The sequence below is a fragment of the Gammaproteobacteria bacterium genome (assembly GCA_028817255.1).
GTDB lineage: Bacteria > Pseudomonadota > Gammaproteobacteria > Porifericomitales > Porifericomitaceae > Porifericomes > Porifericomes azotivorans.
This window is the reverse complement of record JAPPQA010000048.1, coordinates 1-15,599: the sequence shown is the minus strand read 5'-3', so window position 1 is coordinate 15,599 and position 15,599 is coordinate 1. Positions and strand designations below refer to the sequence as shown.

14 protein-coding genes are annotated in these 15,599 nt (G+C 63.8%); 8 read left to right on the top strand and 6 right to left on the bottom strand.

Annotated elements, in window-relative coordinates; all coding sequences use genetic code 11:
- Positions 1–184 precede the first annotated feature (184 nt).
- The 3 genes from OXU43_02520 to efp all read right to left on the bottom strand — a co-directional run bounded on the left by OXU43_02520 (position 185) and on the right by efp (position 2,040).
- Positions 185–388, bottom strand: a complete 204-nt coding sequence (locus OXU43_02520) for a hypothetical protein (GenBank protein ID MDD9824034.1) — start codon at positions 386–388, stop codon at positions 185–187.
- 73 nt (positions 389–461) lie between these two features.
- A complete protein-coding gene (gene epmA, locus OXU43_02515; GenBank protein MDD9824033.1) occupies positions 462–1,496 on the bottom strand; it encodes an EF-P lysine aminoacylase EpmA in 1,035 nt (344 codons plus the stop codon).
- Positions 1,483–2,040, bottom strand: coding sequence for an elongation factor P (gene efp / locus OXU43_02510; protein MDD9824032.1), 558 nt, complete (start codon positions 2,038–2,040; stop codon positions 1,483–1,485). Before efp ends, epmA begins: the two co-directional genes overlap by 14 nt.
- A gap of 26 nt (positions 2,041–2,066) precedes the next feature.
- Here efp and epmB point away from each other — a divergent pair, with 26 nt between their 5' ends.
- Positions 2,067–3,050 (top strand): EF-P beta-lysylation protein EpmB, encoded by a 984-nt coding sequence (gene epmB / locus OXU43_02505; GenBank protein MDD9824031.1) that lies wholly within the window; start codon positions 2,067–2,069, stop codon positions 3,048–3,050.
- Positions 3,051–3,191: 141 nt separating this feature from the next.
- Here the strand turns inward: epmB and OXU43_02500 are convergent, their stop codons facing one another.
- Positions 3,192–5,018 (bottom strand): methanol/ethanol family PQQ-dependent dehydrogenase, encoded by a 1,827-nt coding sequence (locus OXU43_02500; protein ID MDD9824030.1) that lies wholly within the window; start codon positions 5,016–5,018, stop codon positions 3,192–3,194.
- A 699-nt stretch (positions 5,019–5,717) separates the two neighbouring features.
- Here OXU43_02500 and OXU43_02495 point away from each other — a divergent pair.
- Positions 5,718–6,650, top strand: a complete 933-nt coding sequence (locus OXU43_02495; protein MDD9824029.1) for a quinoprotein dehydrogenase-associated SoxYZ-like carrier — start codon at positions 5,718–5,720, stop codon at positions 6,648–6,650.
- A 114-nt stretch (positions 6,651–6,764) separates the two neighbouring features.
- Here OXU43_02495 and OXU43_02490 read toward each other — a convergent pair whose 3' ends face one another.
- On the bottom strand, positions 6,765–7,223 hold the full coding sequence (locus tag OXU43_02490; GenBank protein ID MDD9824028.1) for a hypothetical protein: 459 nt from the start codon (positions 7,221–7,223) through the stop codon (positions 6,765–6,767).
- Between the two features lie 216 nt (positions 7,224–7,439).
- Here OXU43_02490 and OXU43_02485 point away from each other — a divergent pair, with 216 nt between their 5' ends.
- The 6 genes from OXU43_02485 to glnT are packed head-to-tail and all read left to right on the top strand — an operon-like array spanning position 7,440 to position 14,856.
- A complete protein-coding gene (locus tag OXU43_02485) occupies positions 7,440–8,681 on the top strand; it encodes an FAD-dependent oxidoreductase (protein MDD9824027.1) in 1,242 nt (413 codons plus the stop codon).
- 19 nt (positions 8,682–8,700) lie between these two features.
- Positions 8,701–8,991 carry a sarcosine oxidase subunit delta gene (locus OXU43_02480; protein MDD9824026.1) on the top strand — a complete coding sequence of 97 codons (291 nt, stop codon included), beginning with the start codon at positions 8,701–8,703 and terminating at the stop codon, positions 8,989–8,991.
- Between the two features lies 1 nt (position 8,992).
- Positions 8,993–11,935 carry a 2Fe-2S iron-sulfur cluster-binding protein gene (locus tag OXU43_02475; protein ID MDD9824025.1) on the top strand — a complete coding sequence of 981 codons (2,943 nt, stop codon included), beginning with the start codon at positions 8,993–8,995 and terminating at the stop codon, positions 11,933–11,935.
- A gap of 4 nt (positions 11,936–11,939) precedes the next feature.
- Positions 11,940–12,707, top strand: a complete 768-nt coding sequence (locus OXU43_02470; GenBank protein ID MDD9824024.1) for a hypothetical protein — start codon at positions 11,940–11,942, stop codon at positions 12,705–12,707.
- Positions 12,704–13,513, top strand: a complete 810-nt coding sequence (locus OXU43_02465) for a type 1 glutamine amidotransferase (protein MDD9824023.1) — start codon at positions 12,704–12,706, stop codon at positions 13,511–13,513. Before OXU43_02470 ends, OXU43_02465 begins: the two co-directional genes overlap by 4 nt.
- A 32-nt stretch (positions 13,514–13,545) precedes the next feature.
- Positions 13,546–14,856: a type III glutamate--ammonia ligase gene (gene glnT / locus OXU43_02460; protein ID MDD9824022.1), complete on the top strand. Its 1,311-nt coding sequence runs from the start codon at positions 13,546–13,548 to the stop codon at positions 14,854–14,856.
- Between the two features lie 101 nt (positions 14,857–14,957).
- On the opposite strand, the gene OXU43_02455 is transcribed toward glnT, so the two are convergent.
- On the bottom strand, positions 14,958–15,599 hold a 642-nt coding region (locus OXU43_02455; GenBank protein MDD9824021.1), incomplete at its 5' end, for an HNH endonuclease.

Below are 15,599 nucleotides of genomic sequence, written 5' to 3'. Positions count from 1 at the left end.
TCGCGCTCCTTTTAAGGGAGGGGCGGCCGCCAGGCGCTGCAAATGTGCGCGTTCCGCGCTCTACTTGCGCGGGATTCCGGCTTTCGCCGGAATGACAAAATAAAAGCGGGAATGACGGGTTGGGTGTGCGGCGTTGCGGATTGCTGGCGGTCTGCTTTAAGGTGGACCAGGCAGGCGGGGGGCGCTAGGCCAGGCGGATCGCCAAGTACGCGAGCAGCACGTACACTGGCATCAGGTACGCTAGCACCCGCGTCTCCAGCCGGGCCAGGTCGGCCTTCGTCGCCACCTCGCCGACGGCCATTGGCGACCGCACCGCCGCCTCGGCCAGTGCCTCGTCCGCGCCCGCCGACTTCAGGGCCTTCAGCAACTCGATGTTCGCCTGCGTCATCGCTCCGATCCTACCAGGTCATCTAACGGTTATACCGCATCCAATGAAACCGAGGCATCTCATCCTGGCGCCCCTACGCCGATGTCGGGGGGCGCTGCCGCTCCCGGGGGAAGGCCCGGGGAAAGGCAATCACCTCGGCCAGCCGCTCGGCGCCGCTCAGCGTCAGCAATAGGCGATCCACGCCCAGGGCGACGCCGGCGCCCTCCGGCAGACCGTGGCGGACAGCGGCCAGCAGGCCGGTGTCCGGGGCGCGCCGGGAGCCCCCCCGCAGGCGGCGCTCCAGTTCGGCAGCGTCGGTCAATTCACGGCAGCCGTCGGCGATCTCCACCCCGCGCACAAATAACTCGAAGCGTTCGGCCACAGGAGGATCGCCGGCGGCGACATGCGCTTGCAGGGCCTGGTCGGCGGGGAAGTCGCACAGGAACTGCGGCCGCTCCCGTCCCAGGCGGGGGCCCACGCGGACGGCCAGGAGCAGGTCCAGGTTCTCGCGGCGGGCGCGGCGGGCGGCGCGCCGCAAGCCCTGCGCGGATGCGGCCGCCGCCAACTCGGCGGCCGAAGCCGTCCAGGGGTCAAGCCCTGCGTACCTGCGGAAGGCATCGCGGTAGCTCAGCCTTGCGGGCGCGGGCAGGCCCAGCTCCCGCAATAACTCCGCCACCTCGTCCATCAGCCGGTACTGGTCGAAGCCCGGGCGATACCACTCCAATACGGTGAACTCCGGCTCATGCAGCGGCGAGCGCTCGCCGCGGCGGAAGACGCGGCCGAGTTGGTAGATCGGCCCCAGACCGGCGGCCAGCAGGCGCTTCATGTCGGATTCCGGCGAGGCCCGCAGGTAGCCGCCCTCCCCGCCTGCCGCAACGACGCGGAAGGAGCGGATCTGCGACTCCGCGGCCGGGAAGGCGCAGAGCAGCGGGGTTTCGACCTCAAGGATCTCCCGGGCGGCCATGAAGGCCCGCAGCCGGGCAAGCAAGGCGGCCCGGCGGCGCAACAGGGGCGCGGCGGCGCAGGGGCGCCAGTCCTCGCCGGCGGAGGCGGCGCCGCGGGCGGCGCTGTTGCCCCCGGCCCCGTTATTGCCGGCCCCACTATTCCCGGCCCCACTACTCCCGGCCAATGTATTCGCCAGTGCGCGTGTCCACGCGAATGACCTCGCCTTCCTCCAGGAACAGGGGAACGCGAAGCCGCACGCCGGTTTCCAGCACGGCCTCCTTGTTGCCGCCGCTCTCGGTGTCGCCCCGTACTCCGGGGCCGGTCTCCGCGATCCGCAGTTGCACGATATTCGGCGGCGCCACGGATATCGCCTGTCCATTCCAGAGGATTACGGAGCAGATCGTGCCTTCTTTCAGCCAGCGCGCGACCGTCTCCTCTACGGCAGCGGCATGCTGTTCATAACTTTTGGGATCCATAAAGTGCCACAGCTGCCCGTCTTTATATAGAAATTGCAGTTCCAGCTCGGTGACATCGGCCGCCGTTACGCTTTCGTTGGAGCGGAACGTGCGATCCAGCAGGCGGCCGCTTTTCAGGTTGCGCAACCGCATGCGCACAAATGCCTGCCCCTTGCCCGGTTTGACGAATTCGCTGCTCACGACGACGCAGGGGTCGCCATCGCACAGGACCTTCAGTCCGGGTTTGCATTCGCTGCTGGCGTATGTGGTAATGGCCGCGCACTCCGGTTCGAGAAACGATGGGTAATAATACATCCGCGGGCGGCGCCCCGGCCATAATCGGCAGCGCGGAGCAATTGTTGGCAGCGGTCGGGCTGGCCGGGGATTCCGTACCGCTGGCGGCGGCAGGCGCGCGCGACTTCCCGGTGCGGGTGCCGGACGCTTATTTGCGGCGCATCGCCAAAAGGGATCCGCGGGATCCATTGTTGTTGCAGGTGCTGCCGCGGGCCGAGGAGGACCTGCCGACGGCAGGTTTCGGAGCGGACCCGGTGGGCGAGCGCAAGGCCATGGTCGCGCCGGGCCTGTTGCATAAATACCGCGGGCGGGCGTTGTTGGTCGCCACGGCCGCATGCCCCATCCATTGCCGATACTGCTTTCGCCGGCACTTCCCTTACCGCGAGACGGACGGTTGGCGCGACGGCTGGCGACAGGCATTGGCCGCGTTGCGCCGCGACCGCTCGATCAAGGAGACGATTCTCAGCGGCGGCGACCCGCTGACCCTGTCGGACCGGCGGTTGGCCTTTCTCGCAGGCGCCCTGGCCGACATCCCGCATATGCGCCGATTGCGCATACACAGCCGCGTCCCGGTCGTGCAGCCGGAACGGATTGATGCCGGGTTGCTCGCCGCTCTTGGCAATTGGCCCCGGCAGTTGGTGGTGGTGACCCACGCCAACCACGCCCGGGAACTGGGCCGGGAGGCGACCCAAGCCGCGGCGCGGTTGCGGCGGGCGGGCGCCGTGCTGCTGAACCAGGCCGTACTGTTGCGCGGCGTGAACGACAGCGCGGCGGCGCAGGCGGAATTGAGCGAGGCGCTGTTCGGCGCGGGGATCCTGCCCTATTACCTGCACTTGCTGGACCCGGTGGCTGGCGCCGCCCACTACCGGGTGGGCGAGCGCCGGGCAAAGGCATTGCTGCGCCGCCTGCGCGCCCGCCTGCCCGGATATCTGGTGCCCAGGCTGGTGCGCGAACGGGAGGGCGAGGCGTACAAACGGCCCGTGGCCTGAATGCGCGGCAGGACGCGCGCCGGACCCGCCAACCGGACCACGGCTCCGCTTCTTACGGGCAAAAAAAAAGCCCTGGCCCCCAGATCAGGGGCCAGGGCGGGAATTGTCGCCCCGGAACGAGCCCGGGGCTTGCCGCCGTTTTTACGGCAGGCTGAAGACGCTCAGAACGCCACCCAGCCGGGTGTAGTTCTTCAGGCCCTTGTAGGCGCCAACCGCGCCCAGGCCGTCCGTGTCCTTCTCCAGGCCGGCCGCAAAGCCGATACCGGCCCAGCCGCCCAGCCCGGACAGCACGCCGACATACTGCTTGCCGTCATGCATCCAGCCGTTCACGTTGCCGATGACCCCGGACGGGTTCTTGAACTTCCACAGCAACTTGCCGGTCTTGGCGTCCACGCACTTCAGGTAGCCGTCCAGCGTGCCGTAGAAAACGACGTCGCCGGCGGTCGCCAGAGCGCCGCTCCACACCGAGAACTGCTCAGGGATTGACCAGACGATCTTGCCCTTGTCGGCATCCCAGGCAATGAAGTTGCCCAGGTTGTTGGTGCCGTCCTTCATCACGACCCCGGCGGGGTACATGTTCAGGATCGCGTTCACCCACGGCTGCCCGGCCACGTACTCGTTGCCGCCAGCGGCATAGCTGACCGGCTCGTAGTCCATGCAGACATGGTTGGTAGGCACGTAGAACAGGCCCGTCCGCGGCGAATAGGCCGCAGGCTGCTGATCCTTGGTGCCCAGCGCCGCGGGGCAGATGTTGGTGGTGTTGACGTCCTCGCCGTTGTGGTCCGTGCTGTAGCGGTCCACGACCTGCGGGCGACCCGTCTTCATGTCAATATGGGTAGCCCAATTGACGGCGGGGTCGTACTTCTCTGCCACCAGCAACTCGCCCGTGACCCGGTCCATCGTATAGCCGAAACCGTTACGGTCGAAATGCACCAGGGCCTTGCGCTCTTTGCCCTTCACCTTCATGTCCACCAGGATCATCTCGTTGACGCCATCGTAGTCCCACTCGTCGTGGGGCGTCATCTGATAGACCCAGCGGGCAATGCCGGTGTCCACGTCGCGGGCGAAGATGGTCATGCTCCACTTGTTGTCGCCCGGGCGCACAGTGGGGTTCCAGGTGCCGGGATTGCCGGAGCCGTAATAGACAAGATTTTCCTTCTTGTCATACGGCCACCAGCCCCAGGTAGAACCGCCGCCCTGCATCCACTGGTCGCCTTCCCAGGACTTCAGGCTGGAGTTCTTGCCAACCTTCTTGCCCAGGGACGTGGTCTTGGAGTCGAACAGGAGGTCCTTATCCGGGCCCATGCTGTAGGCCTTCCACGCCAGCTTGCCGTCACTGAGGTTGTAGGCCGCAAGCCAGCAACGGACGCCGAACTCCGCGCCGGACATTCCGGTGATCACCTTGTCCTTGATTACGTGCGGGGCGTTGGTGTTGGTCTCCCCCTTCTTGGGGTCGCCATTCTTCACCGACCATATCTTGTCGCCCGTCTTGGCATTCAGCGCCACGAGGGTCGTGTCTGCCTGCTGCAACAAGATCTTGCCGTCGCCGTAGCCAAGACCGCGGTTTACGGTATCGCAACACATCACCGGAACGACTTCGTCCCAGTCCTGCACGGGCGCGTACTCCCAAATAATCTCCAGATTATCCAGGTTGATGGCGAAGACGTTGTTGGGGAACGCCGCATGGATGTAGAGGGTATCGTGGTCCAGACCGGTTGCCGAAGTCGGCAGAACCAGCGGACCTCCCTCGTGGCCACGCAACACGCCCGTGGAAAACGTCCACGCCGCCTGGAGCTTGCTGGCGTTTTTGGTATTGATCTGCTTGAGATCGGAGTACCGCCAGTTCCAGTAGTTGCCGCCGGGGAACGCCCAATAATTGGGGTTATCGATCAGCTTCTGCACCTCCTCGTTGGCCAGGACGGCCTGCGGAGCCAGGAAAGAAGCACCCGCCAGCAACGCGGCTCTCATGATGAGCTTCGTCATTAGCTTTCTCCTAAAAAAGAAAAACGGACTTCAGTATTGAAAACCTTCTTGTGCCCCCGAAGTCCAAACAGGGCGTACAGAAGGGTATCGCGACATGGCGCCCGAGCCGTCTTGTCTGGAGTCTCATCCAGAACCCGGAGACGGCGCAAACCGCAGCGCGCAAGCGATCATGAACCGGTGGAAAAGGGAAAGACAACGGTAAGAGGCGCGACCGGCGCAGGAATACCGGCGCCGATTCGAAGTGCCCGAGCAACAATGAACTCTAATGTCGTCACTTAGTGGATTGCGGATTCCCCCCGCATGGGCGCATAGATTCCCCTTAAAACCTGCCGTTGTCAAGCCTTGTCGCTTCCGCCGCGCTCCGGCGCTGGAGAACGACCGGAGTGGGCGGACAAAAATTTTAGACCTGCTAGAAAATATAAAAATAATCATCAATTTATATATATAGTTACAGAGAATATCTACTTTAAAATATATTAAAAACCAATTCCGCCGCGGCAGGGCTGTCCCGTTTCGCTCCCCCGCCATGTTCTGTGAACGTCGCAGGCCTGAGGCACTGCCCGTTTCCGCGATTTCAAAGTAAAGCGTGAGTAAAAGCGTGAGCATGGGGGCATACATGCTATACTCCGCGCAAGACAGCGCCACCCTGAATCGGATGGCAAAGCAAGACGCGAGGTGAACGAAATGCACGAGACGGGAACGAAAACGAGGCTTCTGCCCCTGGGATTGACGAGTCTGCTGGCGGTTGCGACGGCGGTCGCCGGCACGGCCGCGCTGGCGGAGACGAAGGAACGGGACTGGGAAGCGATTCTCAACGCCAGCAGGAGCATTGCGGACAACCCCGAGCAGGCATCCGACCGAGCCTGGGAGGAAACTTTGCGCCCGGTCCAGTTCGGAGACCGCGAAATCATAGAGGATGCCAGTGCGGAGATCATCGGGGTCAAGGCGCCGTTCCGGGCCGAAGACCCGGCCGTGGTGCCGGTCTCCATCCATACCGGAATCCCGCAGGAGGAAGACCTGCACATCCAGCGCATCTACGTCTATATAGATCGCAACCCCGTGCCCCTGGTTGGGATATTCGAGCTGTCTCCCCGCAACGGTCGGGCAGACCTGGCGATGCGCTTGCGCCTGGACGACCTCACTTACGTGCGCGCCATCGCCGAGACCAACGACGACCGGCTGTACATGGCGAAGGCCTTCGTCCGTTCGACGGGCGGCTGCTCGGCGCCGCCCCCGAGCAAAACCATGGAGGCCTCCCGGAAGCACCTGGGGAAGATGAAGTTAGGAGTGGTTGGCGAGTGGAAGCTGGGCGAACCCAACCTCGTGCAGTTGCGGATCAGTCACCCCAACATCACTGGCCTTGCGGCAGACCAGCGCACAGGCATGCGCCCGCCGGCCTACTTCGTCAAAACCCTGGAAGTGAATTACGACGAGGCGCCGATCCTGCGCAGCCAACTGACCTTCGCGATCAGCCAGGACCCCAGTTTTCGATTTTTCTTCGTCCCGGAACGGGAGGGCGTGCTAAGCGTGCGCGCGGTGGATACCAAGGATTTAGTCCATACCTCCGACCATCCGTTGCCGGAACCGACGCAGATCGCCGGAGGGGAAGCCGGCTGAATCTTCGCGCGGTTGCCTGCGTGCGCGCGTAAGCTGCTCCCCTTGCCGCTGAACCGCCCTTCCCCCCCAGACAGGGCAGGGACGACGGGCAGCGGCTAGGGGCCAGAGGCGTCCTTATTCGGAAGAGCCCTGGGAGGAATCTGGGGCCGCAGGCGGTCGCGCCACCGAGCGCCGAACCAAAGGACAGCGCTTTCCGGCCTCAAGCGTGGTCTTATCCAGTTGCGCCAGCAGCGATTCGGCTTGCTCGTTGTCGCGGAAAATGCCGCCTTTTTCGCCGGGCATGCGCCGGTATCGGTCGAAGGTACTTGCATCCTCATAGGTCTCGAAGGGCATCTGGCCGGCGATGAAGTCTATGCGGCAGACGCAGGCGTAGAGATTCTCCACGCTTTGCCCGCCGTTTTCCTGCATGCAGTTCAGCACGTAGCCCACCCGATCCAGGGTGGGATAATCGTTGGTCTCGGCCGCGGCGGCGAGTCCTGGGGCAATGCCGGCGCAACAGGCTACCAGGGCGCAAAGCGCTTTCGCTACCGGGGCAACGCGGCGTCTGTTCTGAAGTTGCGGAAGTTGTTGCATGGGATCAATCCTCGTCTCTAGCAAAGAAAACTTAAAGGGGGATTATACCGCCAGGCAAGGAGCGCTGCATTCTTGCGCAAAAATTCCCCGTATGTGTCCGAACCGGAACACGGCAGGGGCCCTCCCGGAACCGGGCGCCGGCGCAACGGCATTGCATACCTGCGGCGCAGGGTATATTGTTTGTCCACTCCCGAACTTGGCTGGCGGAACCCTTGGATGCCTCTGAAACTACTCAAATACGGCCTTGGCGGGGACCATCTGGACAGGAAGCCCATGGCCACCTCGGGGGGGCTTAAGCCTTCCTACGACATCGTTATTATCGGCGGCGGCGGCCACGGTCTCGCGACGGCCTACTACCTGGCGAAGGACTGGGGCATACGCAACATCGCCGTACTGGAAAAAAGCTACCTGGGCGGCGGCAACACCGGCCGCAACACCTCGATCATTCGCTCCAACTATCTCACCCCCGAGGCCATTCGCTTCTACGACGAATCGTTGCGGCTATACCGCGGGCTCAGCAAAGAGCTGGACTACAACATACTCTACTCGCCGCGCGGACACCTGACGCTGGCACATACGCTGGCGGGCGTGCGCACCTCGCGCTGGCGGGCTGAGGTCAACAAGCACCTGGGCGTGCGCTCGGAACTAATTTATCCGGACGAGATCGCCAGGATTTGTCCGCAGCTCTACTTGGGCCGCGATACGCGGTTTCCAATCCTGGGCGCGCTGTATCACCCTCCCGGCGCCATCGCCAGACACGATGCCGTAGCCTGGGGATATGCAAAGCGAGCAATGGAGATGGGGGTGGAAATTCATGTAAATACAGAGGTAACTGGCGTCCAGGTGAAAAACGGACGCGCCACCGGCGTGGAGACGGCGCACGGCAAAGTCCAGGCCGGCAGGATATTGCAGGCGGTCGCCGGGACCAGTTCTCTGGTTGCAAAAATGGCGGGAGTCCGGTTGCCGATACGCAGCATCCCGCTACAGGCCTGCGTTACGGAGCCGGTCAAACCTTTCCTGGACTCGATCGTTGTCTCAGGCTCGCTTAGCCTCTACGTATCGCAGTCGGCCCGCGGCGAACTGGTCATGGGCGCCTCCGCCGACCCCTACCCTCTCTACTCGACCCGTTCCACGCTGGCCTTCAAGGAAGAGTTGGCGGGGCACCTCCTGGCCCTCTTCCCCTTTCTAGGCAAGCTGAAGGTGCTGCGGCAATGGGCGGGCGTCGCCGATATGACACCGGACTTCAGCCCCGTCATGGGAGAAACCCCGGTACGAGACTATTATCTGGACGCCGGTTGGGGCACCTGGGGATTCAAGGCCACCCCTGTCTGCGGCAAGCGCATGGCCGAGACCCTGGCTACAGGCAAGACGCCAGAGTTGCTCCTGCCCTTTGCACTGGATCGCTTCTACCAGTTCCGTCAGATCGGAGAAAGGGCCTCGGCGGCCGTAGGCCACTGAGGCGGATGGCCTCCCTGCGATGAAGCTCATGCCCTGCCCCATGAACGGCATGCGAAACATCGCCGAGTTCGTCTGCCTGGGCGAAGTGAAGACCATGCCCGATCCGACGGACAGCGGCGACCGGGAATGGGCGGAATACCTCTTTATGGAGAACAACGCCAGAGGCGTGGTCAGGGAGTGGTGGATGCACGTGCCCAGCGCCTACTGGTTCATCGCCGAACGTGACACCGGAACAGACGAGATCATAGCGACATACCCGCCCGAACAGCTATTCACGGCGAACAGGCGGCAGGCGCAGAAGGAAACCTGAAGTGACCACGGTGACGGAGCGCCGCCTCCCCGCCCCCTGGGGCCGATTTATAAACCGCTCACGGCCGGTAACGCTGCGCTTCGAGGGCGTACCCTACCCCGGCTACGAGGGGGACACCGTCGCCAGCGCCCTGGCCGCCTCGGGGCGCAGGCTCCTGTCGCGATCTTTCAAGTATCATCGCCCGCGCGGCCCCTTTTCAATGGCGGGACACGACGCGAACTGCCTTGTCTGCCTGTCCGGCGAGACGAGCGTGCGCGCCGATCTGCATCCGGTCTCTGAGGGGCTGGAAGTAAGGGGGCAAAATTTCCTGGGCAGCCTCGACCGTGACCTGGGCGCCTGTATGGGATGGTTCGGCCGTTGCCTGCCGGTAGGCTTCTACTACAAGACTTTTCACCGCCCGCACGGAGCCTGGGTCTTCTGGGAAAAGTTCATCCGCCGGGTCGCTGGGCTGGGCCGGCTGGAGCTGGATGCCCGCCGCAAGACGTGCCGCAAGCGGCATCTGTTCACCGATGTCGCCGTGATCGGAGGGGGGCCGGCCGGCCTGAGCGCCGCACTGCAGGCGGCAGCCGCCGGCGCGGAGGTGATCCTGATTGACGATCAGCCTCAACTGGGCGGCAGTCTCAACTTCGCGCGCCTGGACCCACAGGGACAGTCGGCGGAGACCCGGGCGGCGGAGCTAAGGGCCCAGGTCGAAGCCGCTCCTGGCATCTCCGTATATTCCCGCACGACCTGCACTGGCTGGTTCCAGGACAACCTGCTGTCAGCGATAAGCCCTACGGGAGGAATGCTCAAATTGCGGGCAAAGGCTGTAGTCGCCGCCACTGGCGCGATCGAACAGCCGCTGGTGTTCCGCAACAACGACCTGCCCGGTGTCATGCTCGGGACCGCGGCACAGAAATTGATGCGGCTATACGGGGTGAAGCCGGGCCTGCGGGCAGTGGTAGCTACTGCCGGGGAAGATGGCTACGGGGTCGCCCTGGACCTGCGAGATGCCGGGGTCGAGGTCGCGGCAATAGCGGAACTGCGCCAGGCGCCGCCGGGGAGGGCTCTGGAACGGGCGGCGCGGGAGCGTCAAATGCGGGTCGTAGCTGGCGCCACGGTATTCGAGGCCTTGCCAGCGGATGGCGGCCGCAGCGTAGGCGCCGCTGCCATTGCCCGGATTAGCCGAACCGGCGCCGTCGCCGAACCGGCGGAGCGCATTTCCTGCGATCTCATTTGCGTATCGGTGGGCTATGCGCCAGCCGCCCAGCTGATCTGTCATGCCGGCGGGCGTCTGGCGTACGACCCGGCACTCGGTACGCTGGTCACAGACGCGCTCCCTGACGGCAGCCGTGCCGCGACGATTGCGGGCTCGGTCAATGGTTGCTGCAAACTGGATGCGGCGCTGACCGAAGGCCGCCGCGCCGGCGCCATGGCGGCGCAGACAGCGGGCTGCGCCGCAGCCGCTCTCCCTCCGCCGCCGCGCGAGGCGGCGGCCGGCACCCCGGATAACGCCTCCGTATGGCCCATCTTCCCGCACCCGAAAGGCAGAGAGTTTGTAGATTTAGACGAAGACGTGCAGATCCGCGATATAGCGGACGCGGTGGCAGAAGGCTTCGATCAACTCGAGCTGACTAAGCGCTACACCACAGCTGTTATGGGGCCTTCCCAGGGGCGCCACTCCGCGCTGAACCTGCTGCGTCTGGCATCCCAGGGCGCAGCGGCCACCCCCGCCGGGCGCGCTTTCACCACGACGCAGCGCCCTCCCTGCTTTCCGGAAAGGCTGGAAGACCTCGCCGGTCGTTCCTTCGAACCGGTGCGCCTGAGCGCAATGCACGAACGGCACCTGGAGGCAGCGGCGCAGATGCAGATCGTTGGCGCCTGGCTGCGGCCCTCGTTCTATGGCGACTCCGAACGCCGGGATGCGCAAATCCGGGCGGAGGCGCTCAACGTGCGCAATAATGTAGGCTTGGTGGACGTCTCTACGCTGGGCAAGCTGGAGATCGTGGGGCCGGACGCCGTCGAATTCGTGGACCGCATGTACATGGTCTCCCATGCCAAGCAGCGGGTCGGGCGCTGCCGCTATACCGTAATGGCCGACGAGTTCGGCACGCTCATGGACGACGGCATCGCATGCCGCCTCGGCAAGGGACATTTCTACGTAACCGCGACCACCGGCGGCGTAGAGGCCGTCTTCCGGACAATGCTGCGGTGGAATGCCGAGTGGCGCCTGGACGTCAGCATTACCAACGTCACCGCCGCTTGTGCCGCAGTGAACCTGGCCGGCCCCAACTCGCGCAAAGTTCTGCAGAAATTGGTCCGGGACCTGGACCTCTCCGCTGCCGCCTTCCCCTTTATGGAATTGCACGAAGCCGGTATCGCGGGCATCCCGGCAAGGCTGATGCGTGCCGGTTTCGTCGGTGAATTGGGCTACGAGATCCACGCGCCTGCCTCGCAAGGCGAAGCGCTGTGGGATGCGTTGATGGAAGCGGGCAAGGAATTCGGCATCCGTCCCTTCGGAGTGGAGGCGCAACGGCTGTTGCGGTTGGAGAAGGGCTTTCTGATCCTGCACCAGGATACCGACGGGCTGTGCTCCCCGCACGAAGCAGGCATGGCATGGGCGGTCTCCAAAAACAAGCCTTTCTTCATCGGCAAGCGGCCCATTGCCATACGCGCCGCAATGCCCCTGAGCCGGGTCCTGGTCGGCTTCGTGCTGCCGCCGGAGTCTCCTTTGCCCGAAGAGTGCCACCTGACTGTGCGCGCAGACGGCGAAATTACCGGCTACGTCACTTCCATTGCCTTTTCGCCGACGCTGGGCAGACCGGTGGGCATGGCCTTCGTCGCGCCGGAACAGCAGGCGCCCGGCGCCCGCTTCCTTATCAAGACAGGTGCCGACAAAACGCTCCGCGCCGAGACGGCGAAAATGCCGTTCTACGACCCGGAAGGCAGGCGCCAGCAATTGTAGCGCGATGGCGGCTGCGAAAGATCATTCCCCAACCCATCCCGCGGACTGCCCGCGCCGCAGCTTCGTCTATCGCAAATTGCTGGCGGCGGGCGCCGGGGGCTTCGTTAAAGTAGGCGATGCCATGGCGGCCGACAACTACGGCGACCTTGAAGGAGAACGCCTCCGGGCCGGGTGCGCGGGTCTGGTTGACCTGTGCCCCATGCCCCGGATCGGCTTCAAGGGCAAGGGCTGTCTGGACTGGTTGCGCGCGGCCGGACTGCGCGTCCCGGACGCGCCGAACCGATCGGCGGCGCAAGACGACGGCGCCATCATTGCCACTCTGGACAAGGACAGCGCCCTGGTCCTGGGCAATCCGCGGACCGCAGGCGGCGATCCGCTCCCAGCAAAGCTGCAGGCGCGCTGGAGCGGCGGCGACCCGTCCCCTCCCCCCTGGGGGCTGCCCCTGCACTGGCAGGACAGTCACGCCTGGTATCTGCTCACCGGCGCCCGGACGCCGGAGGTGTTGGCCGGCCTGTGCTCCATGGACCTGCGCCCGCAACACTTCCCCGAGGGAGGTGTCGCGCAGACTTCCGTCGCACACCTGGGCACGGTGGTCATTCGAGAGGCCACGGGCGGCGGGCAGCCGGCCTACCACCTGCTCGCCGACAGTGCGGCGGCGGGATACTTTTACGACGAATTGCAGGCGGCGGTGGCGGAATTCGGCGGCGGCCCGGCAGGTCTGCGCGTTCTGCGTGCCGCGCCGACAAGGCAACGGGAAGGAGCAGGGCCGTGACCGACTTGCGTCTCGAGCAGCCCAGAGGCCCCGGCAAAGACCACGGAGCTGCCGCCCATGCTAAACCTATCCGCATATTCCAGCATCATCCCTGGGTAGGTCCCGGCCAATTGCTGAACTTTCTGAGCAAGCGCGTCCCCTGCGAGGTAGTCGCCTTGGACAAGGGGGCGCCGGTGCCGCAATGCCTGAACGACGTCTCCGGACTGGTCTTCCTGGGCGCCGACTACGGCGTCAACGACTACCGTCCCTGGATCGCGGACGAACTGCAACTGATCCGCAAGGCAGCCGCAAGGAACTTCCCGGTGCTCGGTCATTGCTTCGGGGCGCAGTTGATCAGCAAGGCGCTGGGCGGACATATTCGGCCGATGCCGCGCTGGGAAATTGGCTGGCACCCTGCCCGGATCGCTGACCGCTCGGCGCTATGCGAATGGTGCGACCCGGAGCTCGCGCAAGGCCTCCCCGTCATGTTCTGGCATAAAGACAACGTTGCCCTGCCCAGGGGCGCGACGCCTCTGCTGGGCACCGAGTTCCAACCGATGCAGGCCTTTGCCCACGGTAGCCTGCTGGCGATCGGACCGCACCTGGAAGCGACCCCGCGCATCGTGCGCGGCTGGTTGCAGATATACGGCCCCGAAATGCCCCCGCCTTCGGCCAGCGTACAGGGCAGCGCCGAGATCCTGCAGGGACTGCAGGACAAAGCGCGGGCCATGCACCATCTGGGCCGCCAATTTTACCGGCGCTGGCTGGCCCAGGCGTTCGGCAACCGAAGGGCGGGGCTCGCGAGTGCGAATCGGCGCACAGCGTAAAGCACCGCAAAGCATAAAGGAGGTAGCGAGTAATGAGCAAAGACCTTTTCCTAATCGCAAAAAAGAAGAAGATCAGGTACTTCCTGATCAGTTTCGCCGACTTGTTCGGATCTCTGCGCGCCAAACTGGTGCCGGCGCGCGCGATCATGGACATGCAAAGAGGCGGCGGCGCGGGCTTTGCCGGCTTTGCGGCCTGGCTGGACATGACGCCGGCCGATCCGGACATGTTCGGCGTCCCGGACCCGGACAGCCTGATCCAGCTGCCGTGGAACCCGGAGATCGCCTGGCTGGCCGCCGACCTGTGGATGAACGGCAAGGAAGTCGAGGCCTCACCCCGGGTCGCCTTGAAACGGCAGGTGCAGAAGGCCGCCGCCAAGGGCTGGCGCATGAAGACAGGCGTCGAGTGCGAGTTCTTCCTGATCTCCTCGGACGGGCGCGCCATATCCGACCCTGCGGACACGCAGGAAAAACCCTGCTACGACCAGCAGGCGCTGATGCGGCGCTATCCCGTTATCAGCGAGATCTGCGACTGCATGGAGCAACTCGGATGGGAGCCCTACCAGAACGACCACGAAGACGCCAACGGCCAATTCGAGATGAACTGGACCTACGACGACGCCCTGCGGACGGCTGACCGCCATGCCTTTTTCAAGTTCATGGTCAAGAGCGTCGCCGAGAAACATGGCATGAGGGCCACGTTCATGCCCAAGCCCTTCCCGCAACTGACGGGCAACGGCTGTCACTGCCATGTGTCGTTATGGAACCGGGCGGGAAGCAAAAACCTGTTCGAAGACAAGCGCAATGAATTAGGCCTGTCGCGCACCGCCTGCCACTTCCTGGGCGGCGTCTTGCGCCATGTGGGCGCGTTGTGCGCCATCTTCAACCCCACGGTGAACAGTTACAAACGTTTGGACGCACCCGCCACGCAGTCCGGCGCGACTTGGTCGCCGAACGCGATCAGCTACTCCGGCAACAACCGCACACATATGGTGCGGGTGCCGGATGCCGGCCGTTTCGAACTGCGCGCCATGGACGGCTCGGCGAACCCCTACCTGATGCAGGCGGCGATCCTGGCCGCCGGCATGGAGGGCATTGCCAGCAAGCGCGACCCGGGCAAACCGCTGTCGGTTAATATGTACGAAACGGGCGCCCGGCAGCGCTCCCTGAAGCGGTTGCCGGCGACCCTGTTCGACGCGCTACGCCTGCTGGAGAAGAACCGCGCCGTCAGGGAAATGCTGGGCGAGGAACTGGCAAGCTCCTATCTCAAGCTAAAGATGGAGGAATGGCGCAGTTACATCTCTCACCTCAGCGAGTGGGAGCGCAGTCACACGCTGGATTGCTAAACATGGCCGCGGGCTGGAGAGAGCAGCAAAGCATGGCGCCCGAACCCGCGCGCCATGCGCTTGGGCATGCCGGTCAAGTGATCCGGTTCCGGCGCCAGCGTTCACCTGGGCCTTCTAAAGTGCTTGCGAAGCACTTTCTTGACGTATTCCGGCACCTCTTCCCGCAGCTTTGCCGCTTCTTCTACCAGCAGGTCGTATTCGGCGGCTTCTTTGCCGGACCACAGGAGATCAAGCCTTCGAATATCTCGCATAGCAATATGCGTATAGTTTTCTGGGAAAGCCCAGTAACAGGAACGGCAAGCGGCAATTCGCCTTTTCCGCCAATTTGCACAATTTTCGCAACTCCAGGATTTTGCCCTGTTTGCAGAAACGCATAACAACATATAGTCGTTTACATTTTCAGACAGGCCACCTTTGTCCCCCGCAATCTCAAATGGGATTCTGTGATCGATTTGCAACTCTCTTACTGGGAACGGTTCAAGATAAATATTGCATCGCGAGCCATATTTTCCCACCAGTGCATCTTTTAGCCTGGATGAAAATGCCGTACGGCCCGATAGTTGAGTGACCCGTATTTCTGACGGGGCGCCAAATTTATAAGCGGCAATTTTTCTACCATCCGTTCCTGTTACACGAAACGTTTTTACAGGAATGCCGTTCTCTCGAACATCTCTTATTGCCCGTGGCGGATGATTATAGCCGTATATGTCTTTAAGTTCCTCTGTAGTTATCTGGCCATACTT

What these genes read in the sequence shown, in the direction of transcription:
- OXU43_02520 (MDD9824034.1), bottom strand. Translation starts at nt 388, where the DNA reads ATGACGCAGGCGAACATCGAGTTGCTGAAGGCCCTGAAGTCGGCGGGC.
- epmB (MDD9824031.1), top strand. Translation starts at nt 2,067, where the DNA reads ATGGGTAATAATACATCCGCGGGCGGCGCCCCGGCCATAATCGGCAGC.
- OXU43_02500 (MDD9824030.1), bottom strand. Translation starts at nt 5,018, where the DNA reads ATGAGAGCCGCGTTGCTGGCGGGTGCTTCTTTCCTGGCTCCGCAGGCC.
- OXU43_02495 (MDD9824029.1), top strand. Translation starts at nt 5,718, where the DNA reads ATGCACGAGACGGGAACGAAAACGAGGCTTCTGCCCCTGGGATTGACG.
- OXU43_02490 (MDD9824028.1), bottom strand. Translation starts at nt 7,223, where the DNA reads ATGCAACAACTTCCGCAACTTCAGAACAGACGCCGCGTTGCCCCGGTA.
- OXU43_02485 (MDD9824027.1), top strand. Translation starts at nt 7,440, where the DNA reads ATGCCTCTGAAACTACTCAAATACGGCCTTGGCGGGGACCATCTGGAC.
- OXU43_02480 (MDD9824026.1), top strand. Translation starts at nt 8,701, where the DNA reads ATGAAGCTCATGCCCTGCCCCATGAACGGCATGCGAAACATCGCCGAG.
- OXU43_02470 (MDD9824024.1), top strand. Translation starts at nt 11,940, where the DNA reads ATGGCGGCTGCGAAAGATCATTCCCCAACCCATCCCGCGGACTGCCCG.
- glnT (MDD9824022.1), top strand. Translation starts at nt 13,546, where the DNA reads ATGAGCAAAGACCTTTTCCTAATCGCAAAAAAGAAGAAGATCAGGTAC.